The following is a 26,126-nucleotide window of genomic DNA, read 5'->3' as shown; positions in this document are numbered from 1 at the left end:
AGCTCCTTACACCGGATAGGCTAATGCCGCATAGGATACATCAAGACATTTGCCTATTCGGCTGCATGAAGGAGATTGGATGCTAGCATGTATGATACTTATGGCAACTATAACGAGCAGCAGTACTATGCGGACGCACGGCAAGCGGCAACCGCGGGCGGCGACTGCGGCTGCGGCGGGCCGCGCGTAGCCAGAGACCGCGGACTAGTTGGTCCGGGCGGACTTCCACCAGGTCCGGGACCGTTCCCTCCAGGGCCAGGGCCGTTCCCGCCAGGGCCAGGGCCGTTCCCGCCGGGGCCGGGGCCGTTCCCTCCAGGGCCAGGGCCGTTCCCGCCAGGGCCAGGGCCGTTCCCGCCGGGGCCGGGGCCGTTCCCGCCAGGGCCGGGGCCGTTCCCGCCAGGGCCGGGGCCGTTCCCGCCGCCTCGCCCTCCATTCCCGTTCCCATTCCCGGTGCCGATTCCGTTCCCGCTGCCGTTCCCTCCGGGGCCTCAAGCGTACGTCACCGTAATCATTAACGGCGGCGCGGCATTCCCGTACGTAACACAGCGTTATTTCGTACCGTATCGCCCGGGAATATCGATTTATTGGGCACTTGCCCAAACAGGCGCTGTCCAATTTACGCCGAACGGGTTTATTTATGCCGTTAACGGCATTCGCATCGGCGGACGCGTCAGCTACCGGTTGAGGCTGAACGGACGCGTCATCCCTTCGACGCTGTTAAACTTCCCGCTGCAGCCTTATGATGCTGTCGGCATCGATCTGATCTACACGCCTTTTCTTCGCGAAGACGAGGAACAGGAAACAACCAACGTCGGCCACTCTGAGCAATAGTTGCTGCTTGGAGCAGCAAACAAAGAGCTCGAAGGAGCGTCTCCCCGGACGCTGACTTCGAGCTCTTGTTTCGCAGACGGCAATTAACCGATTACTTTGCCCTTGCCGCTTAATAGCTTCAATATGTCATTTTCATATCCGACGCGATACGTAACTTGATACTTGCTTAGCACATATTTGCCGTCGACACGCTCGTCTACCGATATGATCGCCGTAACCGTCGCTTCATCGGTATCGCTCGTCTTCACGATCATGTCGTCGATAACGACATTTCGTGTCGGTATGTATCCTTCGCGGAACTTCTCGTAGCTCGTGCCTTCCTTCCAATTGCCGCCGAGCAGCGAATACGCGTATACATAATCGGCATTGTTCAAGCTGTCGTAGAAATGAGTCACCAAGTACTCCGCATACTCTTCCATCGAAGCTTTCTCCGGCATTAAATCCGAATCGTCCGTGAACGAGAGGGCCGGCAGCTCGGCCATCGGCTGCTTGGACCATTCCTCTGCCATCTCGATGATATTAACGATCGGAATGCTGAATCCGATCGAGCCCTGCTCGATTCCCGCTGAGTTGATGCCAAGCACCGCTCCGGACGCTTGATCGACGAGTGGTCCGCCGCTGTTACCCGGAGCGATCGGAGCGGAGATTTGATAGAGATCGCTATATTTGTAAGGTTCAATCTCGAAGCTTCTTCCCAGGCCGCTTATAATGCCGGTCGTCACCGTATTTTGAAATCCTAACGGACTTCCGACCGCCAGCACATCATCGCCAACCTCGGCTTTTTGATCCCGCACCAGCTCAAGCGGCTCAAGGCCTGCCAGACCCGGCACTCTGACAACCGCGACGTCGGTTTCCGTGCTTATACCGATGACCTCGCCTTCCAGCTCGCGAGCATCTGCCGTCTTGATCTTCACATCCTGTGCTCCTGCAACGACATGGGCGTTCGTAATGAGATCGCCTTGCTCGTTATAAAGGAAGCCCGAGCCTTGCGTGCCGTTCTCTGTCTCGATCATAACGACAAGCTTCTGTGTCTCAAAAATAATATCCTTCAGCGTCTTAGACCCCTTCGACCTGCTATCGTCGGAGATCGCAAGCATCGGTGCTCCCGTCAATTGCTTAGGCACCTCGGAGCGTACCGCCCATGCCGCGATGCCTGCACCTCCGATAATGAAAAAAGAGGCGATCAGGCTCATCCATGCTCCCGTCCGCATCCTATCGCCTCCTAGTCCAGATACCATGTCGCATGATCCACGACAACAGTTGTATTTTCAACGTAAACTCCGTACACCGTACCGCTAAAGCTCATGGCCTCGCCCGGTTCAATGTAGTCCGGCGTCGCTTCGGCTGTACCCGTGCCGATCTTGTTTTGCTGGGCGTCGTATACGGTATATTCGACCACGACCGTATAGATCGGACGCGTGGCCGCGTTTTTGAGCTCCCCGTGAATGTTCAGAACGCCGAACTCATCTAGGGTCCCTTCGATTCGGACGACTTCCACCGCAGCCGTCTGATTTTTCAGATCCTCCTCGGCTGCTTTCTGCATCGCATGCTCAATACGCTGCTGCTCCGCTTGTTCGTACTCAGCCTTCGCGCCGGAAATTTTGCTTTTTAACCCAAGCAGCCGCTCATCGTCGCTAACATAGAGAAGCGCCTTGTCAACGGCATCCATGGCGTCGTTGTATTTTTTCTTCTTAAGATGACTTTCCGCTTCCTCATAACCGATATCTACGATTTTCGCCTTAATTTGTTCGCGTACGGCCGTCGCCTCATCGCCTTCAAGCCCGCTGGCCACATTAAGCTTGGCAGCCAGCTCGTTGATTGTCGTAGACGTATCGAGCTCCTGCGTCAGCTTCTGCAGTGCAAGCTCGCTGCTTAGCGTATCGAGCAGTTCCTTCGATTTGCCGAAGATAGGCTCAACCGTGTCCTTCAGATCTTCCTTAACCTGTATAAGCAGGCGCTCCGCGTCGATCAGCTTGCCATCCGCCAAATGTCCTTTAGCCGATTCCAGTAATCCTTCATAACCGGCTGCAAGCTTAATAATGCCCTTGTCCGCCTGCACAGGAGCAAAATCCGGTCGGAATAGAGCAGCCTCTTCCAGCGATGCCAGCGCTTGATCATATTTGCCTGCCAATGCGTCTTCTCTTGCCTGCTGCTGCAGTATAATAACCTTATCGTTCAGCCGAGACTCATAGCCGTAATAGACGGTCACTGCTGCTGCCGCTATAACAGTTAGCGCCACTGGGGTCAACCACATCCACCAACTGCCTCCATTGCGCTGCCTGGTTACTACTACGTCTTGTTGTATATGTATATGGGAATGGCTCAGCTCCGCGCCGACAGCCGATTCATTATCTATTGTATCGATGACGGCATCTATGGCTGCTATTGGTGACTGCTCAACAGCTTCTATAAGCAGCTGTTTGCCGCATTTATTGCAATAAACAGCATCCTCTGGCTGTAATTTCCCGCATTGATGGCAATGCACTTCCTTCAACTCCCAGCAGTATGTTCTCTCTCTATTTCGCTATTTCTTTCCCTAGCAATCTACTTCACTCTATTCTACATGACTTATATGTTTTATACCAACAGTTGGGAAATGAAATTTTTACAAGTCTACAGCCATATAAGTTATGCAATTAAAAAAAATACGAGCGCAACCGTCCGTTACCACGTGACATGGCAGGCGAACTTTTGTGCACTCGCAGCTTCGTTATATGAAGTTATTCCATCTTGCTAGTCTTCGACCTCATTTCTTCAATAAATCGCGACCGTTTGTTCCAATAATCCGAAATTTCGCTGCGGAGATTTTCTTTTGCCCCCTGCAACGTTTGATCGGCTAAAAAAGTCGATGAGCTAACTACTTCTTCTAGCCGCTGCCCCATACCGAAATAATCGTCAAGGCTCGGTTCGAACGCTCCTGCTTGCGTCGTCGTTTTGAAAAATGAAGCTGTTGACTTGCCCGATAACAGTGACGAGGATTCCCCGAATTGATCCACAATGGATACGGAGTCGGTCCGCAAGCTTGCCAGCCCTTTACGCATATTGTCGGCCTGCACCTCCTCCGACAACAGATAAATCATCACCTTGTAAGCTTCCTCCTTATTCATCGCCGCACCCGGCACTCCGATATATAGCGTTTGCTTTGCCGGCGCAAGCAGTTTCTCGTCACTGAATACAGGATAGCTGACGGCATCCCATTCCACATGGTTCATAGTCAAATTGCTCTCTTGATCATAAAAACCTTGCTTCAATTGCGTATCGTCATACAATGAGCCTGCTACCATAGCCGTTCTGCCACTTGCGAATGCGGACATGCTACTGTTCTTTGGGGATTTTCCGTCTCTCTTCTCCTCACTTTGGAGACTGTTTAGCTTTTTCACAAAATGCTCCATCTCCGTCCACGCATCCAATTCGTAATCAACCCGCTCCGTTTCAGGGTCAAATAAACGAAGTGATAGTTGGCTCGCAGCGAGGTCGTAATCGGCTATATCTAGCGCTGACCATTTCTTCGGATTCGAAACGTTTTCGGCAAGTACGGTAATATCTTCCCAAGTCATTCCATCTGTAGGGTAGGGGACATTCATCTCATCGAATATCGCTTTGTTATAAAACAATCCTGTAACATTTTGCCCTAATGGCAGTGCATACAACTCACTATCGGGTGCGAATGATCGAATGTCCGCAAGCGCCGATTCATGTATATCAAGGTCGTATTCCTTTTTGACATGTATGGGTTCCAAATAGTCGATTTCTAATAAAAGCGGAAGAAACCGACTGTTAAATACGATAAGATCTGGAACTTCCCCCGATTTAAGTTTCACAAACAAATCTTTTTGCCCTGGAGGAGCAATAATAAACGGCGTGTGGAACTCATTGAACTGAAATGCAGTATCTTTGAATTGCTTCTCCAAGTGCTCGTCAGCGTATACGCCGGAAGGAATTCCGGAAGACTGATCAATATTTGTAATTTAAAGATAAATATTACAGGTCGATCATTATAAAAACAACCCGTCAATTTCTTGATTTGACACCTTACAAATGATTGTTTCTAAAACTAAAAAAATACAGGTAAGTAATTGTTGACCTGTCTTCCACGCATCCCCACAGCGCTTTTTTCCAAAAGAAAAGACCGCCTTAACTTAGGCAGTCTCACTTGCATGCTATAGATTAGTCAGCTTCAATCGCTTCAGCAAATAACGCTTCACGTCGGCCGATAGATCGTCACGCTCCAGCGCGAAGTCGATCGTCGCTTGCACGAAGCCGAGCTTATCGCCAACATCATGCCGCCTGCCGTCGAAGCGGTACGCCGACAAGGAGGAGATTCGATTCAGCTCCTGCAAGCTGTCCGTGAGCTGAATCTCACCGCCCTTGCCGGGCTTCGCCCTCTCCAGCAAATCGAATATAGCCGGATCGAGCACGTACCGGCCGACGACCGCATAATTGGAAGGCGCTTGTCCGGGCAGCGGCTTCTCGACGATGTCGCGAACGCGCGCGACCTTATCGCCCGTTTCGATATCGACGATGCCATACTTATGCGTCTGATCCCATGGCACTTCCATAACCGCTACTACCGACGATCGATCACGCTCATAGATGTCGATCATGTCGCGCAGGCACGGCGGCTGCGACACCAATATATCATCGCCGAGCAGAACGGCAAACGGCTCTTCGGCAATGAAGCGACGAGCGCACAATACCGCATGCCCAAGCCCGAGCGGCTCTTTCTGGCGAACGTAATAAATATCGGCCAGCTGCGATATTTCCTTCACCACCGCGAGCATCTCCTCGTTGCCCCGCTCCTCGAGCTCGGCTTCCAGCTCTGCCGACTTGTCAAAATGATCCTCGATCGCCCGCTTATTCCGTCCGCTTACGATAATGATGCTTTCGATGCCTGACTGAACGGCTTCCTCTACAATATATTGAATGGCCGGTTTATCGATAATAGGAAGCATTTCCTTCGGCTGCGCTTTTGTAGCCGGCAAGAACCGCGTGCCAAGTCCGCCTGCCGGAATAATCGCTTTACGAATACGCTTGTCCATTTGTGATCGAAGCCCCTCTCTAAGGTTATAAATCGCATTACTTCATTTTAACCTTATTTACAGGATTATCCAACCCCTTCGGACAAAGGGCACAGAGGCAACTGAATGACAAAGCACGCTCCCACGTTCTGATCGGCTTCCGGATCCAGCATGATCGAACCGCCGTGAATCTCAACAATCTTCTTCGCAATGGACAAGCCTAGTCCGCTTCCGCCTTGGCTTCGATCCCTCGATACGTCGGCCTTGTAGAAACGCTCGAAAATACGTTCCCGATCCTCCTCGGCAATGCCTACGCCCGAATCTGATATACGGACAGTCGCCTTGTCGTCCCTCTCCGTCAGCTGGAACGATATTTTACCGCCCTCCGGCGCAAATTTCATACTGTTAGCGAGCAGGTTGAACCATACTTGGCTAATTAAGTCCTCATCGGCTGTAAGGACTGTCTCCTCCATCATCAGTTCGACGGTTTGCCGCTTCGCTACCCAATGCGGCTCACAGGCAAGCACGACGTCTCGAAGCTGCCGGTCAAGTCTATACGATGCAGGGTGATACGGATGCTGCTGCGAGTCGAGCGAAGCCAGCTTAAGCAAGTTTTCGCTCAGGCGGGACAGCCTCGTGCTTTCCTGCTTAATGATGCTGACGTAACGATTCCGCTCCTTCTCCGTCAACTCCTCGCTGCGGAGCGCCTCCGCGAAGCCGCCGATCGACGTGAGCGGCGACTGAATTTCATGAGATACGTTCGAGACGAAGTCCTGACGCATCATCTCAAGCTGAGACAGACTGAGCGCCATTTTGTTCATGCCGTCCGCCAGTTCCCCAAGCTCGTCTCCTCTTCGAGCGGGCAGCCTTACCGTGAAGTCCCCTTCCGCCATCCTTCTGGCTGCAGAGGTCATCAGCTTCAGAGGCTTGACCAAATATCTGGCCGCTACCAGGATAAGAATGCTTCCCACAATAAGCAGCGTCACAAGCAGCGTCACTGCCGTCCATATAAAGTTGCTGTTCTGCGGAAACCGGTTAGGCTGGACGAACATCGCCCAGTTCATATTGCCGAGCCGCACTAACCGCCCAATGGCGAACGGCGCAGGCGGTCGCTCCTCTTCCGTCCTGTTGACGTTGACACTGACACGATATCCGCCCAACACATTCGATAGCTGTTCCCGCGTAATTTGGCCCATTAACCGCTCACTGCCCTCGCCCGCCCTAACCAAAGTTCCCCTCACGCTAATGGCAACGATGTTTTGCCCAAGCTGCTTGGACATTTCCTGCAGAAATTGTTCCATCGAGGCAGGCGCGGAAACCGCATAGAGCTGCTCGATCCGCTCAATGGCGCTGTCTATTTGTCCCGGAAGCTGACCTCTCGCGTCACTCTTGAACATTTGATTCGTGAACAAAAAGGCGACTCCAATGCTAATGATTACAATAAGAAGAAACGTCGCTGTAATACGAAAATATAAGCTGCGCATTATCCGCATTCCTCCAATCGATAACCGAGACCGCGAATGGTCACAATGCGGAACCGATATTTCTCCTCAGGAAAACGGTCACGCAACCTTTTAATATGTACATCGACTGTTCGTTCATCCCCCGCGTAATCCATCCCCCATATTTGCTCGATCAATTGATCTCTGGAAAATGTTTTGCCCGGGTAGCTTGCCAGCTTGAACAACAGCTCGAACTCCTTCGGCGGGAGCGTAATCTTCTCGCCGCTTGCGCTCATCTGAAAGTCCGCTTGGTTCATCGTAACGCCGCCGAACTCCACCGAATGGGACGACGCAATGCGATACCGCTTCAGCAGCGCCTTCACGCGCGCCACAAGCTCCGGCGGGTCGAACGGTTTCACCATATAATCGTCCGCACCGAGCTCGAAGCCCTTTACCTTATGCGTCGTCTCCCCTTTGGCCGTCAGCATAAGAAGCGGTATATCATAGCTCTCGCGCAGCGCTGCGCACAGTGCCCATCCATCCATTCGCGGCATCATAATATCAATAATGGCCATATCCGGCTTCACGGCTTCCAGCTTATCGAATGCATCAACGCCGTCGACCGCCTCAATGATCTGAAACCCTTCCCGTTTCAAAAAAAGACCGACAAGCTCGCGAATATTCGCGTCGTCGTCCGCTACAACTATTTTGGGCATAGCCAATCCCCCCCATCCGATTGCCAGTATGTCATAGTCATCATACTACATGAACATGAACGTTAGATGAACGGTATTGACATTGGTTACAGTTTATAATAATTTTAAATTAAGATTTAATACAGGAGGATCACGACTATGCATAAAACAATTATTATCGGTACAGGACCTGCCGGATTAACGGCAGCTATCTATTTAGCACGCGCCAACATGGAGCCGCTCGTAATTGAAGGCTGGCAGCCAGGCGGCCAATTGACGACAACGACAGAGGTCGAGAATTTCCCGGGTTTCCCTGAAGGCATTCTTGGCAGCGAGCTGATGTCCAACATGCGCAAACAAGCACAGCGCTTCGGCGCAACGTTTAAGACTGGATCCGTAAAGAGCGTCGACTTCAGCAAACGCCCTTACACGCTTGACGTAGAAGGAATCGGACAGATGCAAGCGGAGTCCATCATCATCTCCACGGGCGCATCCGCGAAATACCTGGGCATTCCGGGCGAGCAAGAAAATATCGGACGCGGCGTCAGCACTTGCGCTACATGCGACGGCTTCTTCTTCCGCGGTAAAAAAATCATCGTTGTCGGCGGCGGCGATTCCGCTATGGAGGAAGCGGTGTTCCTGACTCGCTTCGCTTCCGAGGTTCGCCTGGTTCACCGCCGCGATGAGCTTCGCGCTTCGAAAATCATGCAAGACCGCGCGCGCGCCAACGATAAAATCGTATGGAGCTTGAACCGTACGCCGGTTGAAGTCGTGGCGAACGGCATGGGCCTTCAAGGCCTTAAAGTGCTCAATAACGAGACGGGCCAAGAAGAGCTGCTCGAGACGGACGGCCTGTTTGTTACGATCGGCCATACGCCGAACACCGGCTTCCTGGGCGGCCAAATCGATACGGATGAGCAAGGCTACATTATCGTGAAGCCTGGCACTTCCGAGACGAACATCCCTGGCGTTTACGCTTGCGGCGACGTACAAGACCGCAACTACCGCCAAGCGATTACGGCAGCAGGCAGCGGCTGCATGGCGGCACTGGATTGCGAGAGATACTTGGAATCGCTCACTCACGAAACCGTCAATTCTTAAGATTTTCTTATTTCACTAGTACGAATCGTACAAATTATGTATAATTAAAGCGTTGAGAGATAAAATATAAAGGCAATGCTACCGCATCCTATTTTAGGAAAAAGGTACAACCTCGGCTGTATAAGCAGAGGTTGTACCTTTTTCATGTTTATCTCTATTTCAATTACCAACAATCGTTGAAGGAGCGATGAAAGGCATGCTATTGGAAGCCGTATATCACCGGCCCAAACAGAACTGGGCTTATGCTTACGACGGAAAGACGCTTCATCTTAGAATCCGCACGAAGAAGGACGACATCGATTCGGTCCAAGCCATTGTCGGGGACAAGTATGCCTGGAAGCACACCAAAACAACTGTCCAGATGAAGATTTTGTCGTCCGACGCTTTGTTTGACTATTGGGAGACAGCCGTAATCCCTCCCTACCGCAGACTTCGTTATGCCTTCCAACTTATAAGCGGCAGCGAATCCATTTTACTTAGCGATAGAGGCTTTGAGCTAACCGTGCCGGACAATCCGGACTCTTTCTTCGATTTCCCTTATATAAATCCTGTCGACGTGTTCTCACCGCCTGCGTGGGTGAAGGACGCCGTCTTCTATCAAATATTTCCGGAGAGGTTCGCGAACGGCGATCCTTCCATCGATCCTGACCAAGTACTGCCGTGGGGGAGCACCGAGCCGACGCCAACGAATTTCTTCGGCGGCGACCTGCAGGGCGTTATCGACCACTTGGATCACATTGCCAAGCTTGGCGTAAACGCCATCTATTTCACGCCTGTCTTCGAGGCGACGACCAATCATAAATACGATACGCGCGACTATTTGAAGGTCGATCCCCACTTTGGAACGAATGCGAAGCTGAAGGAGCTTGTCGACATATGCCACGAGCGCGGCATTCGCGTGCTGCTTGATGCCGTCTTCAATCATTCCGGCCGAACATTCCAGCCATTCGTAGACGCTCTTGCAAACGGGCAGCAATCGAAGTACGCAGACTGGTTCCACGTTCGGGAATGGCCGCTACAAGTAATTGATGGCATTCCAACCTACGAAACATTCGCTTTTGAACCTTTGATGCCAAAGCTGAACACGGAGCATCCTGAAGTTAAAAAATATTTATTCGAGGTTGCTAGATACTGGCTTGAAGAGATTGGCATAGACGGCTGGCGGCTGGACGTGGCTAACGAAGTCGACCATCAGTTTTGGCGCGAATTCCGCAAGACGGTCAAGGAAGTAAATCCTGAAGCCTATACATTAGGCGAGATCTGGCATGATGCAATTGCTTGGCTTCAAGGCGATCAATTCGATGCCGTCATGAACTATCCGTTCACGAACGCCGTGCTTGATTTTTTTGCCTATCGGACCATCGATGCCGACGCTTTCGCCGCGTCAATCGGTAAGCAGCTCGCCGCCTATCCGCAACAGGTGACGGAAACCGCGTTTAACCTATTGGATAGCCATGATACACCGCGTCTTTTAACGATTTGCGACGATAACACGGATGCCCTGAAACTTGCTGCCCTATTCCAGCTCACGTACCCGGGGACGCCATGCATCTATTACGGCGACGAGGTAGGCATGAACGGCGGAGGTGATCCTGGTTGCCGCAAATGCATGGTTTGGGAAAGCGATGAGCAGAACATCGACCTGCTGGATTTTTATACGCAGGCCATTCACTTGCGCCTTGAGCATCGCGCCCTTCGCAGCACGGACATCCGTTTCGTCCATATCGGTTCGGCGGACGGCACCCTCGTCTACGAGCGCCGAGATGGCAATGAACGGTTGCTTATCGCAATGAATGCCCGCGCCGAAGCAGCCGATCTAAGCCTCTCTTTTGATAACGAAGCATTGTCTTCCCGAACAAACTGGATGACTCTTCTGTCCAGCATCGACGCTAATTCAACAGTTGCTGACTCCAGCATTGCTAACGGCCAATTCAAACTCACTCTTCCAGGCTACGGCTATCGTATTTTCAAACAAATCACTTAAGTTCAGTAGCGCCCACCATGCTGAGCTCCTTCATTTGGCATCGTGCCCAACTGTAAGGAGCTCCTCATTTACTTCCCTCACCGCTCATCTCATCCAGTCTCATCTCGTCTCATCTCCTCCCATTTATCCCCTCGCGTTTATCTTTATCTCATCTTGTCTCATTCCGATTCTCTTCTTAACTCCAATCACTCCTGCACACCGGGTTTCTACCAACTTCATCTAACACCTGAACATAGCACCTCCATATTCTTACCCCAGCTTCCCCCCTCCCATTCATTTCTCAAAATTGAAGGTGTCGCCTTTTCCCTTTATCACACTCTCCCCTCTGCTCAGAATTCATCATTTAGTGTTTTATCCAATCAGTAGTCAATCATCATACATCCCCTCGAACACAGCTCAATCCCTAGCATCATCCAAAACCTACTTATCCGCACCTTCAGATCTATGCCTTAGCTCCCTTCCCATCATACTTCTCAAAGCCTGAAGGTTTGTTACCCCTTTTTTCCCTTTATCACACTCTCCCGTCTGCTCAGAAATCATCATTCACCAGCTTATCTTCTAAAAAAAATTGATCTTAGCCCCAACATCTGTTATTCTTAAATAAGAACAAATGTTCCTATTTCTTCATAGAGGGAAGTGATATCGTTGAAGGTAAATATTGAACAGTTCCAAAAGCAATATGCCAACGAATCAGACTGCATTCCCCTTGTATTCCGGATGAAGTGGCCTACTGGTTATCACTGCCCGCGCTGTGCCTGCGCAGCTTTTTATATCATTAACACACGCAGATTACCACTATACGAATGCCGGAAGTGCGGTCACCAAACGTCGCTTACTGCCGGTTCGATTATGGACAAAAGCAGAACCCCGCTGCACAAATGGCTGCTTGTTATGTATATCGTCTCTGCTTGCAAAACGAGCATTAATGCCGTCCATCTGGCCAAGCTCATTGCTGTCACATACAAAACAGCTTGGAGCATGCTTAACAAAGTTCGCCGAACCATCACCGACCTAGATCACACGATCCTTCTTTCCGGGCATATCGAAGCGAAGCCCGACATTTATACGCGGCGTATTTTCCACTCTACCGAGACGTTGCAACGCGAGCAGTCTGTCATCGTTGGCCGTACGAAATCATCTACTGGACCTTCCTACTACAAAATTAAGCTCGCCCCTACCCAACTAGACCCTAGAAAACCTTTATCCCAAGCAGCCGAGGACGAATTTAGGGATACCCATATTGACCCTGCAGCTACTCACATTGACATCATTCGCAAACCTATTATCCCTTGGGGCAGTCATCCACAGCTTCGACAATTTGCCCCTGCAGCCTTTCAATGGATGAATGATACTTTTCATGGCATCAGTGCGTCCATGGCACAGTCTTATATGGATGAATACTGTTTTCGAATAAATACAAAACACCTCACTCCATCCCAATCTTTTGAGCTGCTGTTAGGACACTCACTTACTCCAAATTTAGCAAAGGACTTGGCATACTCAAATTCTCTATTGAAATGGGCCATGTAAACCTCTAAATCTTTCATCTTTGCTACTTGCATCTTCGCTTCTTTGCTTCTTTGCTTCTTTGCTTCTTTGCTTCTTTGCATTTTTGTTCCAGCTCTCCAGCTTAGTCCGGTGGTTCTTGAGCTATGTTTCTTTCCTGAGTTAAGGGGAGGGTGTGATAAAGACGCGAAAAGTATAAAGCATAAGGCATGCTGTGAAAGCCAAAAAGCATACGGTGTTAGGGGTAAGGGGGGTAAGGCATAAGACATCCAGCCTAAGGCATAAAGCATACAGAATAAGAAATACACTGTAAGGCTAGTGCAACAGTATATTGCAACACTAGTCTAAACAGTGAAAAGGCTAAGTCATAAGCATTCACGGCGAATGACGAAGGTATGCTATTAGGCTCGGTTTTCTGAGTTAGAGGGAGAGTGTGATAAAGGCCATAAAAGGTTAAGTGGGATCGGAACTTAGAGGAGTTATTTAGTACGTTTTCGTTTTCCTTGGCGACGATCTCGCGTTGATGGAAATAGGGAACGACTCCTCCACATTGAGGAGCAGTTCCCTGTCGGATGTTAGGCCCGCAGGGCAGGTGGGCGGATTATTGAGCTTGCTTATTTTAGAATGACCGTGCTGTATGCCGGAATGGATAACGTGTCGTTGCTCAGCTTCGTGTTGGAGTCGGTCTGGTGTGCGACAGTTGTGAATACGCCGAATCTTTCCGATGACGCAAGCTTCGCTGATTGGGATTCGTTCGACAAGTTGTGTACGACAAGAACACGTTCCTTCTTCGTAACGCGGATGTATAGGCTTAAGCTCGTGTTTGCGGAATCAAGCGCATATTCGGCGATGGTGCCATCGCGTAAGGAAGCCTCTTCGTTTCGCCACTTCATAAGTCTGCGATAGTGGCTCAGCATCGATTGCTCATCTGCTTCCTGCTCCTCTACGGAAACAGCATCTGCTGCAGCGTTATGCTCGGATGCTTCCCATGTTGTCTGCCCCTCCCCGCCTTTCGGGTCGCTATACCAGAGCATCGGCTCGCGAATAAGTTCATCTGGCTTAGCGCCCTTCATGCCTAGCTCCTCGCCGTAATAGATATACGGGTTGCCGGGGAGGGTCAACAATATAGCTGCAGCCATCTTCGCCTGCGAGATGTTGCCGTTCAAGACGCTCATCGTGCGATTCTGATCGTGATTGCTAAGGAAGGGCGCATCGACAAAGGTTCCTCCCGATGATTTCTCATAGATGCTGTATGCTCTCGCCAGCGAGAAGCCGAAGTCAGCGTCCCGCTCGTTCGCCACGGCGCCAAGCATCCGTCCGGCTAAGTCGAAGTGAAAGGCGGAATTAAACGCCTTATCGAAGTATGGCGCTATAACCGATATGGAATCCCATACTTCACCGATTAAATATGCATCGGCATTTACTTCGTTCAAGCCAGAGCGGAAATGTTGCCACCACAATTGATTGGCTGCCTGTATTTCCGGCGAGCTCATCGTCGACGAGAAGTCGCCGTATATATGCTTGGCAGCATCAAGCCGGAAGCCATCCACTCCTTGCTCCAGCCAATACCGACCAATCTTCGCCATTTCCTCGCGGACATTCGGTTCATCGAAGTTCAGATCGGGCATGCCTCCCCAGAAAACGCCCAAATACTTATCCTCCCCCGACTCATGCCACGGATTGCCACCTACCGCTCCATCCGCTTTGACCTTCTCGTCCTTCGGCACAATCTGATACCAGTTACGGTAAGGGCTAGCTGGATCGGTGAGCGCTTCTTTGAACCAAGGATGTTCGCTGCTCGTATGGTTGACGACCAGATCCATAATGACTTTGATGTCGCGCTTATGCGCTTCGGCGATTAGGTTTTTCAAATCGTCAAGCGTTCCATAATCGGAATTAATTGCATAATAATCCGTCGTGTCATAACCGTGATAGCTTGGAGAAGCGTTGATCGGCATCAACCATATGCCTCCAACACCCAGTTCCTGCAAATAATCGAGCTTGGCGGTCACGCCATTCAGATCGCCAATACCGTCGTCGTTCGTATCGTAGAACGAGCGGACAAATATTTCGTAGAACACGGTCCCAGGCTGCTCATCAACGGCATGCTCTACCTGCGCAGGCGGAACTGTGGCAGGGTTAGCCGTTTCGGATGGATCGTTCGAACAGCCTGTTGCCATCAAGACGATCGTCAGCAGAAAAGCCGCGGCAAGCCGCAGCCCTTTTTCCCTTCTCCATACCTTTCTCATATCGTCACCCTTTCGAAGCGCCCGATGTAAGGCCCTGCACGAGGAACCGTTGCAACAGCACGAACAGCAGCGTAATCGGAACGGCAATGAGTACGGCGCCGGCGGCGAACATGGTAAAGTTGCTGTTTTGATAAGAATTGACTAAGTCCCACATGCCGACCGCTAGCGTCCATTTCTCCTTCGTGCGCAGGACCAAGTTTGCAAAAATAAAGTCAACCCACGCTCCAGCGAAAGTTGTAAGCGCGACGTAGATCAGGATCGGACGTCCTAGCGGCAGCATGATCCGGTAAAAGATTTGCAGATGACTAGCACCGTCGATACGTGCCGATTCGTCCAAGCTGCGCGGGATTGTATCGAAGAAGCCTTTGATAACAAAGCCGTTGAACAATACTGCGCCAGCCGCATAAACGATGATGATGGCTGCATGCGTATCGAGCAGATTAAGCTGCAGCAAGAAAATGTAGACGGGAATAAGGCTCATGAATCCCGGAAACATGCCAAGTACAAGTATTGTAGATAGGATTGTCTGTCTGCCTTTGAAGCGGAAGCGAGACAACGCATACATACTGACCGTGGACAGCAAGGTCGAGAAGATCATCGACAACGTAGCAATCTTCAAGGTATTCAGATACCACCTGTCGTACTGGAACACTTTCGAATGGAATAGCTCGTAGTAATGGTCGAACGTAATCGTCTTCGGAAAAAACGTGGCGCTGTATAACGATGTGCCCGGTCTAACGGAAGAAACGAGTACCCAAAGAGCAGGATAAATGCAGCAGACCGCAATCACGATAAGAAACAGATAGCTAAGCGTTAAGCGTAATCCTTTGGTCATTGGATCATATCCTCCTCTTTAAATGATTTCGTCCGACGGTAGTTGATGATCGAGAACGATGCGATAAGAATGAAAATAATGATGCCTATCGCAGATGCCATATTGAACTGGCTGTTGTTAAGCGTCAACTTGTATAGCCAGGTTACGAGCAAGTCGGTACTGCCCGCGTACTGATAATCGCCATTGACCGGATTTCCGTTCGTTAGAAGGAAGATCAGGTTGAAGTTGTTAATATTGCCTGCGAATTGCGTGATCAGGATCGGTGCCGTCGTGAACAAAACAAAAGGCATGGTGACGATGCGGAATTTCTGGAATGCAGATGCGCCATCCACGTCTGCCGCCTCGTAGAGATCCTTCGGAATCGCCGTTAATACACCCATAATAAGCACCATCGACACCGGAATGCCTACCCACATATTCACGACTATTGCGGTTACCTTAGCCCAGAACGGATCGGTCAGCCATGGCAGGCCGCCAAGCCCGAAGCTGGCCAAGTAGTTATTGATCGGCCCGAATTCGCCATTAAATAAGTTTCTCATAATAAGCAGCGATATGAGCTGCGGAATGGCATAAGGAAGGATGAATATCGTACGCCATAGCTTCTTGAACTTCATGTCCTTCTGCTCAATGACAAGCGCTACGAACAAACCGCCAAAGTAACAAGTAATCGTCGCTACGACAGCCCATACAATCGTCCACGTGAATACGCCTAGAAACGTTCTGCTCCATGTCTTAAGACTAAGCAGGTCGACAAACGTCTGAAAACCGACCCAGTCCACCAGCTTGGCTGGCGGAATATGTTGAGGCATCGAGTAATTCGTAAACGAAAGCAGCACCATGAAAATAATCGGCATGATGGTCAGGAACAGTACGCCCATTCCGGGTACGGCCAGCATCAACAGCGGAAACTTTCGATCTGTAATGTAGGCCAGCGTTTGCCTGAAGGTAGCGGGTCCCCCTCCATCGTCCCTTTGCTTTCCCGTACGATACGCGTCGCGAATATTCATAATATAAATGATGAGAAATACAACAAATAAAAAAATAGCAATTAGTCCGTCTATCAACAGAAAAATCGAGTGGTCGCCCTTAATCGGCTCATACATCTTGCCAACTTTAACAAATCCGCCCGTTTTGTCCCCGAGCGTTACAATTCCCCAAACGGCATGCACCAAATTCGGTATGAAGTATCCGAGCGAGCCGGCGCAAGCGATCAGCAAAAGGAGTCCCTTCCAATATTGCCGGTTATATAGCTGTCCAAGTCCCATGAAAAAAACGGACAAAACGGCCGCGGTGTTGCGATGACGATTCATACCGCCTGGCTCCCTTCCATGATGTTCACCCGCCGAAGCTGCTTCGGCGGGCGAACGATCATTCCTGTTATTGTTTATTTCGTTGCGCCGGAGTTGGCATCTTTAATTTGTTGCACCGCATTGTCCAGCGAAGCCTTCGGATCCGTGCCTTTGTCCCAAATGTCGGATAGCGCTGCGCCTGCCGGCGTCCAGACGTTGCCCATCTCCGGAATCGATGGCATCGCTTGCGAGTTGATGAACTGCGCTGCGAATGCGCTCGAGATTTCATCCGCTTTGAACGATGGATCTTCCATCGCTGCTTTGTTCGAAGGAATAGCCCCCGTCGCTGCGAAGTCTTTCAGTTGGTTCTCCTTGTTCGACACGAAGCTTGCGAACAGCTTCGCTGCGTTCGGATATTTCGTGAATGTGTTGACATACCAAGCTTTAACACCGGAGAACGATATAGCAGGTTTGCCATTAATCGTTGGCAACGGAGCTACGCCGAAGTTGATTCCCAGGTTTTTGAAATCGCCCACTTTCCATGGTCCAGTAATCGTCATCGCCAGCGATTTGTCTTGGAATTTGCCTTGGATAATATCCGCGGAAGCGTCGCCGGAATTGATAGGCAGGACTTGTTTCAATGCTTGATAAGCTTTCAAGCCTTCTATCGCGCCGTCATTGTTCAGACCGATGTCTGCTGCGTCTTGGCCGTTGCTGCCGAATACATATCCGCCAGTGGAGGAGAAGAAGATATAATTAAAATAGAAATTGCCAAGCTCCCACATAAGCGTGTATTTTTTAGCGGCTGCGTCGTTGAAGGTTTTGGAGAACTCCATAATTTCTTCGAATGAAGCTGGCGGCGTTGGCACGAGATCCTTGTTGTAGAACAAGCCGTATGTTTCGACGGAACGCGGGTAACCGTACAAAATGCCGTCCACCGTTACTGCGTTAACGGCTGCTTCAGCGTTGCCCGCAATCGTTTGATCGCCGTAGAAATCGTTCGGCATAACAAGGCCGGCAGCAATCGCTTTGCCCAGGTTATCATGCGGGAACGTTACTACGTCTGCGCCGATCATCGCCGGACCGTCCGTTGTCAGCTTGCCGACTTGGTCCGGCGATTCCACTTCCTCGATTTTTACTGGGATGTTGTATTTGGCCGTGAACTCTTTAGCGATTTCTTCAAGCACTGTGCGTTGGTTTTTGCTGTCCCATACAAGAAGCGATGCGCCCTCCTCCGGAACGATATCCGTTGACTCTTCTACCGCTGGCGGCGCTTCTGTCGCAGCACCCGCGTTGTTCGCATTGTTCACTGCCTTTGTGCCGTTGTTTGCGTTTCCCGTTTTGCCTCCGCTATTCGCGCCTCCGCAAGCCGATACGATAAACAGGGCAACGATTAATGACATTACAAACCACTTTTTCATGCGTAATGATCCCCTTCCATAATGTGTTTTTGCTCTTCCGAATCGTACGCCCATTATTTCGCCTATTCTCGTACGTCTTTTTGTGCAAACGTTTGTACAAGTTCTGAGAAAAAACGATGTAAAAGCGTCTAATTGCCGTTTTACATCGTTTTGGTGGCGGTTATCTGGAATGAAAGCGTTATCTTCGTGTGCTAATCATACATCAGGGACATGGGTTTGTTAAAACGTTTGCACAGTTCATTCTAAACAGTAAATAAAATGATCTCTTCGGTTTTCTTCGTTTTTCTTTATTTCTATCAGTTTTTCACTGTTTTTTTAGAGCTTACTTAAGATATATATTTACATTTGAGCAACAATTGCATTAGGATGAAGCATATAGCACAAACGATTGCGCGGGTGGAGGCAAAAATCATTATGGTAACCATTAAAGATATTGCAAAAGTCGCCGGGGTATCCCCTTCTACGGTGTCCAGGGTCGTATCCAATCACCCTCGAATAAGCAAAGAAACCTCGCAAAAGGTAAAACGCATTATGGAGGAGATGGGCTATCATCCTAATGTAATGGCCAAAAGTCTTGTCTCCAAGACTACGCAGACGCTTGCGATCGTACTCCCTCGCCCAGCCGAGGAATTGTTCCAAGACTTTTTCTTCGGTGAATTGCTGCGCGGTATTTTGACGCAATCCGCGAGAGCGGGCTACGATATGCTGCTTACCGCGGCAACCTCGCCGCATGATGAATCGGAGACGGTCTCCCGCCTTGTGTTCGGCAGGCGAGTGGACGGTATCATTTTGTTGTCGTCACGGGTGAACGACCCTCTGATCGATATGCTCGACAAACATAAATTCCCGACCGTCCTAATCGGCAGAACGGATGAGCATCCGAATATCCTGTCTGTGGACAATAACAATGAGCAAGCAGCTTATGATGCCACGGCGCATCTTATCGTACAAGGACATGAACGAATCGGATTCGTGAGCGGTCCCCCGGCGCTAACTGTCGCTCGGGACCGGATGCAAGGATATCAGAGGGCGCTGCGCGAGGCGGGTCTTCCTATCCGCTCGGAATGGGTCGTAGAAGGAGAGTTTCTACAACAAAGCGGCTACCGGGCCATGTCATTCCTGATGGGCTTGCCTGAGCGGCCTAGCGGCCTCGTCGTCATTGACGACGTTGTCGGCTTCGGCGTCCTGCGCGGGCTAACCGAGCTCGGCTACAAAGTGCCGGATGATCTAAGTCTAGTCAGCTTCAACAATATTGCGTTGTCCGAGCTGGCCCAACCGCCAATCAGTTCAATCGATATCGGAACGTATCAGCTTGGCTATACCGCTTCTCAAATATTGATCCGTCTCATCCAAGAAGAAAATGTTCATCAGACACGGATGATTATTCCTCATCGGTTAATCGTTCGCGAATCATCCATCCACACCGTTGCAAAAAGGAGCTGACCATATGAATACCAACAAGCCCTATCTTGTCGATGCCATCATCGGCAATTCCAAAACGCTCGCTTCCCTTGGCCGCACGGGAAGACTATACCGGCTCTGGTGGCCGAACATCGACATGCCTCAGCATGTCGATGCCATGCGCACCGGCATCAAACGAGACGGATCCTCCATATCGTGGTTCGATAGCGAATCAGACGGCTGGAATCACGAAATTACTTACGTGCCAAAGACGAACATTGTAAGTATCGGCGCTCGTTCTGAGCAGCAGCCGCTGCAAGTGGATAGCTTGCATTTTGCCACTCCAGAGCATGACATACTCGTACGTGAATACCGATTTACTAACAATGGCGAAGGCTCCATTTCATTTGATTTTATCGTACATTCTTCCTTCCTTGTCAGCGAAAATCGTTTGTACAATACGACGGCTTTCAATGCTTCAGCTGACGCATTGATTCATTTTCGGCATAAGTACTTTTTTGCGCTTTCGAGTGCAAACGTATGCACAAAATATCAAGCAGGCCTCAGCTGGGATTTGGTCCAAGAAGGGCAGCTTTCCGGAAACGTCATCGATATGCGTCCTGACGGAGCGCTATCTTGGCGAATTGAACAGCTGGCTGCCGGCGAATCCATAACGATCCCGCTCTATATTGCGGCAGGACGCGATGAGGCAAGCTCCCTTGCACAGCTAGAAATAGCGAAGTCCAAGGAATGCTCTGAATGGGTAAGCGAGACGACTGCATATTGGAGACATTACTTAGCTTCAGCAGCTCCCTCCCCTATCGACAATGCCGATATGACTGACCTATATGAACGGTCCGTTCTTATGTTCAAGCTTATGGCCGATCATCAAACCGGAAGCATTATTGCCGCGCCCGAGTTCGATGAGACGTTCTCACGCTGCGGCGGCTACTCCTATTGCTGGGGACGCGATGCGGCATTCATTACAACGGCGCTCGATAAGGCAGGCCTTGGCGAGCTATCCGACCGTTTCTACGCATGGACGCTTACTTCGCAATCGCCGGACGGCTCATGGCAGCAGCGCCATTATCATGACGGCGCTCTCGCGCCTTCCTGGGGATTGCAAATCGATGAAGGAGCCTCAATCTTGTGGGGCATGTGGCAGCATTATTTAGAGGGCAAAAATATAGAATTCGCTAAGCAAATATGGCCTGCCGTCCAGAGTGGCGCCAACTTCCTGACGAACTTCCTCGATCCTGCAACAGGCTTGCCTGAGCCAAGCATGGACTTGTGGGAGGAGCGCGAAGCTTCGCATACCTATTCGTCGGCTGCCGTATATGGCGGTTTGACGGCTGCCGCTAGCTTCGCCAAGCTGCTCGGCAATGATGAGGCTGCGGCACTGTGGTCATCCGCTGCTTCACGCATCGCGACCGCTATTCTCGAGAGCGGTTGGAATGCGGAGCGCAATAGCTTCTATCGCGGCTTAAATATTACGGTTAACCAGCCCGCCTATGAAGAAGCAATTGCTGCCGGGAAGGAAGCTTTTATCGTCGAACTCGACAAAGGTTATCGCAAATATAAGCTGCGCAATGATCCGATGATCGACATCAGCCTTCTAGGGGTGTCGGTTCCGTTCGACGCGGTATCGAAGGATCACGAATATATGCGACGCACTGCCGATTCGATTGAAGCGGCGCTTACCGTGCCTGGAGTTGGCGGCATTAAGCGTTACGAAAACGATCACTACATCGGCGGCAATCCATGGATTCTGACTACGTTATGGCTGGCACACTATCGCATCCAGACCGGCAGCTTGGATGAGGCAAAGCGACTACTTCAATGGGCGATTGAACATCGTACCGAAACTGGCCTGCTCCCTGAGCAGGTCGATAAGGAAACAGGCGCAACGGCTTGGGTCGTGCCGCTTACTTGGTCGCATGCAATGTTCGTATTGGCGATCTTCATGCTTGCGGAGGCTGAGGCTAATGATGCCGAGGCTGGTATTTTACAAGGATCAAGCAAGATTCAAAAATAAGGATAATGTTTAATGGACGGAAGAGAGAAGTTCCTCTCTTCCGTCTCTTTATGATGGCTGGCAGAAGGACAATATAAGGTTGACAAAATCTCATTTTTTTATAATAATTATAAATAAGGAATTGATCTAAATATTGTTGATTTGATAATACAGGTATCACTATTGTGTATTGACTTGCCATTATCTGCAAATACTATGTTTCGGAAAGGATGATCGATATGAATACGGTACAACAACATCTGAATCGTCAAATTGCCAATTGGAGCGTCCTGTACATTAAGCTGCACAACTACCATTGGTACGTGAAAGGCCCGCAATTTTTCACCTTGCATGAGAAGTTCCAGCTCTTCTATGAGGAAGCCGCCCTGCATGTGGATGAAATCGCAGAGCGCCTGTTGGCGGTGAAAGGCCAGCCGCTTGCACGGATGAGCGACTATCTGTCGGCTGCGAGCATAAAAGAAGCGACTGGCGACGAAACAGCCGAGCAAATGGTCGATCAGTTGATCGCCGACTTCACGGTTATCATCGGTGAGCTGAGGGAAGGCATGGAAGCCGCTCAAGCAGAAGGCGACGAGACGACTGCCGACATGCTGCTCGCGATCCATACCGCTCTCGAGAAGCATGTATGGATGCTAAGCGCGTTCAACGGAAGATAATAGGTTTCAATCCCATCTGAACGAGATTTTCCCGCAGCTACTTGCGGGAGGACTCGTCTTTTTTAACATAGGGCGCATGATGCTTATTTTCGCTTTATCACACTCCCCCTTCTGCTCAGAAGAAAGAGAGGATGGTTATGGAACGGACCGTTCATACGATTCTGATCCGATGGGATAGTGTGCTAAAGGGTTTATAGTTGTGGTCGGCTAAGTTGATAACACGCCAAAAACGGTACACCATGGAATGATGATGGCGGAATAGGTAAAGCGGATGAGCTGAGCTCATCCGCTTACAGAGATATGGATGATCATTAAGCTAGCTTAATGACGCAGCTTCCGACCTTTCGGTCGCCCCAGTATGCTTCTAGGGTGTCGCCGTCAACCAGCGCTGCTACGCCTGCAGGAGTGCCGGTATAGATGATATCGCCCGCGCCTAGCCCGTAGTTTGCGCCGACAAACTCGATAAGCGCAGCTACGTCGAAAATCATATCGGAAGCTTGGCCGCGCTGCGCCTCTTGGCCGCTGCGAATGAGCTTGAATGTTCGCTGCTCCAATGCCGCTTGTCCCGGATACGGAAACCACGCCCCAAGCGGCGCTGATCCTTTGAAGCCTTTGGCAGGGAGCCAAGGCTCGCCCTTCGCTTTAATCTTCGATTGCACATCGCGCAACGTCAGATCGAGTCCAAGCGTCATGTCGCCGATGATCTCGTCAGCCTTCATGCCAGGACCGTAATCGCGTCCAATTCGCAGCACAATCTCTAATTCGAAGTGAACCTCGCCTACGCTGCCCGGAAGTTCAACGACGTTGCCGTCCATAGGAGCAAGCGCATGCGTTGGTTTTGTGAAGACCATCGGAGAAGTCGGCACATCGTTGCCCAGCTCCAATGCGTGAAGCCGGTAGTTTCGGCCAATGCAATAAATGTTGCGGATATCGTTATCGCCCATGATTCGACCAGCCTCCATTATTTGTTCTGTGCGGCGATCTTCTCCGCTAATTCGTTCAATTCCGTCCAGCGATCCATCAGCTGTTCCAGCTTCTCTTCCAGCTGCTGCTGCTCGGCCGCAAGCTCCTGCAGACGCGCCGAATCGCTGCTGGCCGCTTCCATATCCTCGGAAGTCTTGGCAAGTTCAGCTTCCGCCGCTTCAATCCAGCCGTCGATTTGCTCAAAATCTCTCTGATCTTTATACGACATCTTCAATGACCGTTCCTTGCCCCCGCCCTTGGAAGCTTCTTCAGACTGCTGCGCCCCCGCTGCCTTCGGGGACGATTTGGAAGATGCTGCTGCCGATCCGGCAGCCCCCTCCCGCTTCACGGCCGTTTCCTGATAGTCCGAGTAATTGCCTGTGTGATGCGTAATAACGCCTTCGCCCTCGAAGGCAATAATCTTGTCTACCGTGCGATCCAGGAAATAGCGATCATGGGAGACGATAAATACGACGCCGGGAAAATCGTCCAAGTAGTCTTCCAGAACGGTCAGCGTCGCGATGTCCAAATCGTTGGTCGGTTCGTCTAGGAGCAGCACGTTCGGCGCGTTCATCAACACGCGCAGCAGTTGCAAGCGGCGCTTCTCGCCGCCGGACAGCTTGGCGATCGGCGTCCATTGCATCGTCGGCGAGAACAAGAAGCGCTCCAGCATTTGCGCAGCGGAAATGAGCGATCCGTCGGCCGTCTTCACCTGCTCAGCATCTTCCCGAATGTATTCGATGACCCGCAGCGATTCGTTCATTTCTTCATGCTCCTGGGAGAACCATCCGAGCTTCACCGTCGGACCAATATCGACGGTCCCCTCATCGGGCGCCAGCTTACCGGCTATCAACTTCAGCAACGTCGACTTGCCGCTTCCGTTGCGGCCAACAATGCCGACACGGTCCTCCGGCACGGCAATATAGCTGAAATCGCGAATCAGCTTGCGGCTTCCGTAGCTCTTCGCGACATTCTCGATCTCGACGATCTTCCGGCCAAGTCTGGACGAGGCGACCGATACGTCGAGCTTGCCGCCCGCCTGCTTCGGCGCATCCGACTTAAGCGTCTCGAAGCGGTCGATGCGCGCCTTCTGTTTCGTCGTCCTCGCTTTCGCCCCGCGCCGAATCCAAGCCAGCTCGTTCCGCAGCAGGTTCTGGCGCTTCGACTCGGAAGCGGCCTCCCGCTCCTCGCGCTCCAGCTTCAGTTCCAAGAATCGGCTATAGTTCGCCTGGTAGAAATGCGCCTTGCCCTTGTCCAGCTCAATAACCCGATTGCTGACGCGGTCAAGGAAGTACCGGTCATGCGTAATCATAAGCAGCGCCCCGCGTCGTTTCTGGAGCATGCCCTCAAGCCAAGCGACGGAATCGTTGTCGATATGGTTCGTCGGCTCGTCCAGAATAAGCACGTCGGACGGCTGCAGCAGCGCCGCAGCCATCGCGACACGCTTGCGTTGTCCGCCAGAGAGCGTGCCGACCTTCGCTTCGTAGTCGTAAATGCCAAGCTTCGAGAGCGCCACCTTCGCTTCGCTCTCCAATTGCCAAGCGTCCAGCTCATCCATCTTCTGGTTCGCTGCAATCAACTGCTCCTGCAGCGCCGCATCATTCGGCTTCAGCTCAATGGCTTCCATCGCGTCGGCATACGCCCGGACGGCGCGAAGCTGCGGCGACTGCCCGCCGAGCACATGCTCCAGCGCCGTCTCCTCCGGCTCGAATGCCGGATCCTGCGCCAGCATCCGCACCGTTACGCGGTTGCCGATTGCCACGGAACCGGCATCGGCAGGCTCTATTCCGGCAATAACCTTCAGAAAGGTTGACTTGCCGGTACCATTGACGCCGATAATACCTACTTTATCGCCGTCTTCAAGCCCGAATGTCACGTCCTCGAACAACAGCTTCTCGCCGTAGCTTTTCGTTATATGTTCAACAGATAATAAATGCATAATACAAACCTACTTTTTTTGTTATTAGAATTAGGCCGCATCTTGCTGTGCAACCATTCGTATCATACCATAATCGGGCACGATCTTCACTTCGAAGTCATGTTGCCGCTTCTATCATCGTCATCGCCCCAGATGCCGATATAGATGATATATGAGAGGAGTGATTCTGCATGAATAACCCCTATCTGTTCATCTTCACCGGCACGAGCGGCTCTGGACGCAAAACGACCGCACACCGAGCCCTGCAAGGCAGCGGCATCGTCCATATCGCCTCCTTCACAGACCGTCGGCCGCGTAACAAGGAGCGCCCCGATGGGGATTATCGCTACGTAACCGAGCAGCAGTTCGACAGCTTGTATCACAATGATTTTTTCGCAGAGTTTGTTCGTATTGATCATCATCGCTACGGCATCGGCAGACGCGACCTCGATCAAGCGCTGAATAGCGGCAAGAGCGTCTACATTATTCTGAATCGCGAAGGAGCCGAACGCATTCGCAACCTGTATGGAGAACGGGCCGTGCGTATCTTCATTTACACGGACAAGCAAACCGTATCCGAACGACTCGAAAGCAAAGGCACAAGCTATGAGATTATCGACAATTACTTAAGCCACTATACGGAAGAAGTAACTTACCGCAAGCATTGCGAGCATATCATTGAAAATATCGCGATCGAACGTACAGTCGAGCAGATTAAAGCTATCGTGAACGGCTATCACGCCGCTGAAGCGTAACGATTGCGGATCGCGGATCAAAGAAAG

General features: G+C 51.0%; 19 protein-coding genes and 3 pseudogenes. 8 read left to right on the top strand and 14 right to left on the bottom strand.

Annotation, left to right across the window (positions count from 1 at the left end):
* The first annotated feature begins 87 nt into the window (after positions 1-87).
* Positions 88-831, top strand: a complete 744-nt coding sequence (locus J2T14_RS26045; RefSeq protein WP_307475621.1) for a hypothetical protein — start codon at positions 88-90, stop codon at positions 829-831.
* A gap of 83 nt (positions 832-914) precedes the next feature.
* On the opposite strand, the gene J2T14_RS26040 is transcribed toward J2T14_RS26045, so the two are convergent.
* The 6 genes from J2T14_RS26040 to J2T14_RS26015 all read right to left on the bottom strand — a co-directional run bounded on the left by J2T14_RS26040 (position 915) and on the right by J2T14_RS26015 (position 8,007).
* Positions 915-2,042, bottom strand: coding sequence for a S1C family serine protease (locus J2T14_RS26040; RefSeq protein ID WP_307475618.1), 1,128 nt, complete (start codon positions 2,040-2,042; stop codon positions 915-917).
* Positions 2,043-2,053: 11 nt separating this feature from the next.
* Positions 2,054-3,316, bottom strand: coding sequence for an FxLYD domain-containing protein (locus J2T14_RS26035; protein WP_307475616.1), 1,263 nt, complete (start codon positions 3,314-3,316; stop codon positions 2,054-2,056).
* A gap of 235 nt (positions 3,317-3,551) precedes the next feature.
* Positions 3,552-4,652 (bottom strand): extracellular solute-binding protein, encoded by a 1,101-nt coding sequence (locus J2T14_RS26030; protein ID WP_307475614.1) that lies wholly within the window; start codon positions 4,650-4,652, stop codon positions 3,552-3,554.
* Between the two features lie 339 nt (positions 4,653-4,991).
* A complete protein-coding gene (gene galU / locus J2T14_RS26025; RefSeq protein ID WP_307475612.1) occupies positions 4,992-5,870 on the bottom strand; it encodes a UTP--glucose-1-phosphate uridylyltransferase GalU in 879 nt (292 codons plus the stop codon).
* Positions 5,871-5,935: 65 nt separating this feature from the next.
* Positions 5,936-7,333, bottom strand: a complete 1,398-nt coding sequence (locus J2T14_RS26020; RefSeq protein WP_307475609.1) for a sensor histidine kinase — start codon at positions 7,331-7,333, stop codon at positions 5,936-5,938.
* On the bottom strand, positions 7,333-8,007 hold the full coding sequence (locus J2T14_RS26015) for a response regulator transcription factor (protein ID WP_307206441.1): 675 nt from the start codon (positions 8,005-8,007) through the stop codon (positions 7,333-7,335). The genes J2T14_RS26020 and J2T14_RS26015 overlap by 1 nt, the downstream gene beginning before the upstream one ends.
* A gap of 138 nt (positions 8,008-8,145) precedes the next feature.
* Here J2T14_RS26015 and trxB point away from each other — a divergent pair, with 138 nt between their 5' ends.
* From trxB to J2T14_RS26000, 3 genes are all read left to right on the top strand, one after another.
* Entirely contained in the window at positions 8,146-9,087 is a 942-nt protein-coding gene (gene trxB / locus J2T14_RS26010) for a thioredoxin-disulfide reductase (RefSeq protein ID WP_307475606.1), read from the top strand.
* A 196-nt stretch (positions 9,088-9,283) separates the two neighbouring features.
* On the top strand, positions 9,284-11,071 hold the full coding sequence (locus J2T14_RS26005; protein WP_307476046.1) for an alpha-glycosidase: 1,788 nt from the start codon (positions 9,284-9,286) through the stop codon (positions 11,069-11,071).
* A gap of 645 nt (positions 11,072-11,716) precedes the next feature.
* The gene (locus J2T14_RS26000) at positions 11,717-12,601 is read left to right on the top strand and encodes an IS1595 family transposase (protein WP_307475604.1); all 885 of its coding nucleotides are present in this window, start codon (positions 11,717-11,719) and stop codon (positions 12,599-12,601) included.
* Between the two features lie 590 nt (positions 12,602-13,191).
* Here J2T14_RS26000 and J2T14_RS25995 read toward each other — a convergent pair.
* The 4 genes from J2T14_RS25995 to J2T14_RS25980 form a co-directional block, all read right to left on the bottom strand.
* Positions 13,192-14,826, bottom strand: coding sequence for an alpha-amylase family glycosyl hydrolase (locus J2T14_RS25995; protein ID WP_307475603.1), 1,635 nt, complete (start codon positions 14,824-14,826; stop codon positions 13,192-13,194).
* A 4-nt stretch (positions 14,827-14,830) separates the two neighbouring features.
* A complete protein-coding gene (locus J2T14_RS25990) occupies positions 14,831-15,661 on the bottom strand; it encodes a sugar ABC transporter permease (RefSeq protein ID WP_307475601.1) in 831 nt (276 codons plus the stop codon).
* Positions 15,658-16,971, bottom strand: a complete 1,314-nt coding sequence (locus tag J2T14_RS25985; protein WP_307475599.1) for a sugar ABC transporter permease — start codon at positions 16,969-16,971, stop codon at positions 15,658-15,660. The genes J2T14_RS25990 and J2T14_RS25985 overlap by 4 nt, the downstream gene beginning before the upstream one ends.
* 74 nt (positions 16,972-17,045) lie before the next feature.
* Positions 17,046-18,371 (bottom strand): sugar ABC transporter substrate-binding protein, encoded by a 1,326-nt coding sequence (locus J2T14_RS25980; protein ID WP_307475598.1) that lies wholly within the window; start codon positions 18,369-18,371, stop codon positions 17,046-17,048.
* A gap of 414 nt (positions 18,372-18,785) precedes the next feature.
* Between J2T14_RS25980 and J2T14_RS25975 the strand changes: the two genes are divergently transcribed.
* The 3 genes from J2T14_RS25975 to J2T14_RS25965 all read left to right on the top strand — a co-directional run bounded on the left by J2T14_RS25975 (position 18,786) and on the right by J2T14_RS25965 (position 22,463).
* Positions 18,786-19,814 (top strand): LacI family DNA-binding transcriptional regulator, encoded by a 1,029-nt coding sequence (locus J2T14_RS25975; protein ID WP_307475596.1) that lies wholly within the window; start codon positions 18,786-18,788, stop codon positions 19,812-19,814.
* 4 nt (positions 19,815-19,818) lie between these two features.
* The gene (locus J2T14_RS25970; RefSeq protein WP_307475594.1) at positions 19,819-21,807 is read left to right on the top strand and encodes a glycoside hydrolase family 15 protein; all 1,989 of its coding nucleotides are present in this window, start codon (positions 19,819-19,821) and stop codon (positions 21,805-21,807) included.
* 218 nt (positions 21,808-22,025) lie between these two features.
* On the top strand, positions 22,026-22,463 hold the full coding sequence (locus tag J2T14_RS25965) for a Dps family protein (protein ID WP_373458212.1): 438 nt from the start codon (positions 22,026-22,028) through the stop codon (positions 22,461-22,463).
* Positions 22,464-22,774: 311 nt separating this feature from the next.
* Here J2T14_RS25965 and J2T14_RS25960 read toward each other — a convergent pair whose 3' ends face one another.
* The 4 genes and pseudogenes from J2T14_RS25960 to J2T14_RS31110 all read right to left on the bottom strand — a co-directional run.
* Positions 22,775-23,407 (bottom strand): fumarylacetoacetate hydrolase family protein, encoded by a 633-nt coding sequence (locus tag J2T14_RS25960; RefSeq protein ID WP_307475590.1) that lies wholly within the window; start codon positions 23,405-23,407, stop codon positions 22,775-22,777.
* A gap of 17 nt (positions 23,408-23,424) precedes the next feature.
* Positions 23,425-23,646, bottom strand: a pseudogene (locus J2T14_RS31120) (ABC transporter C-terminal domain-containing protein); the annotation flags it as partial.
* Between the two features lie 372 nt (positions 23,647-24,018).
* Positions 24,019-24,333: pseudogene (locus J2T14_RS31115) on the bottom strand (ATP-binding cassette domain-containing protein); the annotation flags it as partial.
* Between the two features lie 201 nt (positions 24,334-24,534).
* Positions 24,535-25,365 (bottom strand): annotated as a pseudogene (locus tag J2T14_RS31110) (ABC-F family ATP-binding cassette domain-containing protein); the annotation flags it as partial.
* 170 nt (positions 25,366-25,535) lie between these two features.
* Here J2T14_RS31110 and J2T14_RS25950 point away from each other — a divergent pair.
* A complete protein-coding gene (locus J2T14_RS25950; RefSeq protein WP_307475586.1) occupies positions 25,536-26,099 on the top strand; it encodes a guanylate kinase in 564 nt (187 codons plus the stop codon).
* The last annotated feature ends 27 nt before the right edge of the window (positions 26,100-26,126 follow it).

Source organism: Paenibacillus harenae, assembly GCF_030812415.1.
In the GTDB taxonomy this organism is placed as follows: Bacteria; Bacillota; Bacilli; order Paenibacillales; family Paenibacillaceae; genus Pristimantibacillus; species Pristimantibacillus harenae_A.
Note: the sequence above shows the minus strand (reverse complement) of the source record. Positions and strands in the feature narration are given on the sequence as shown.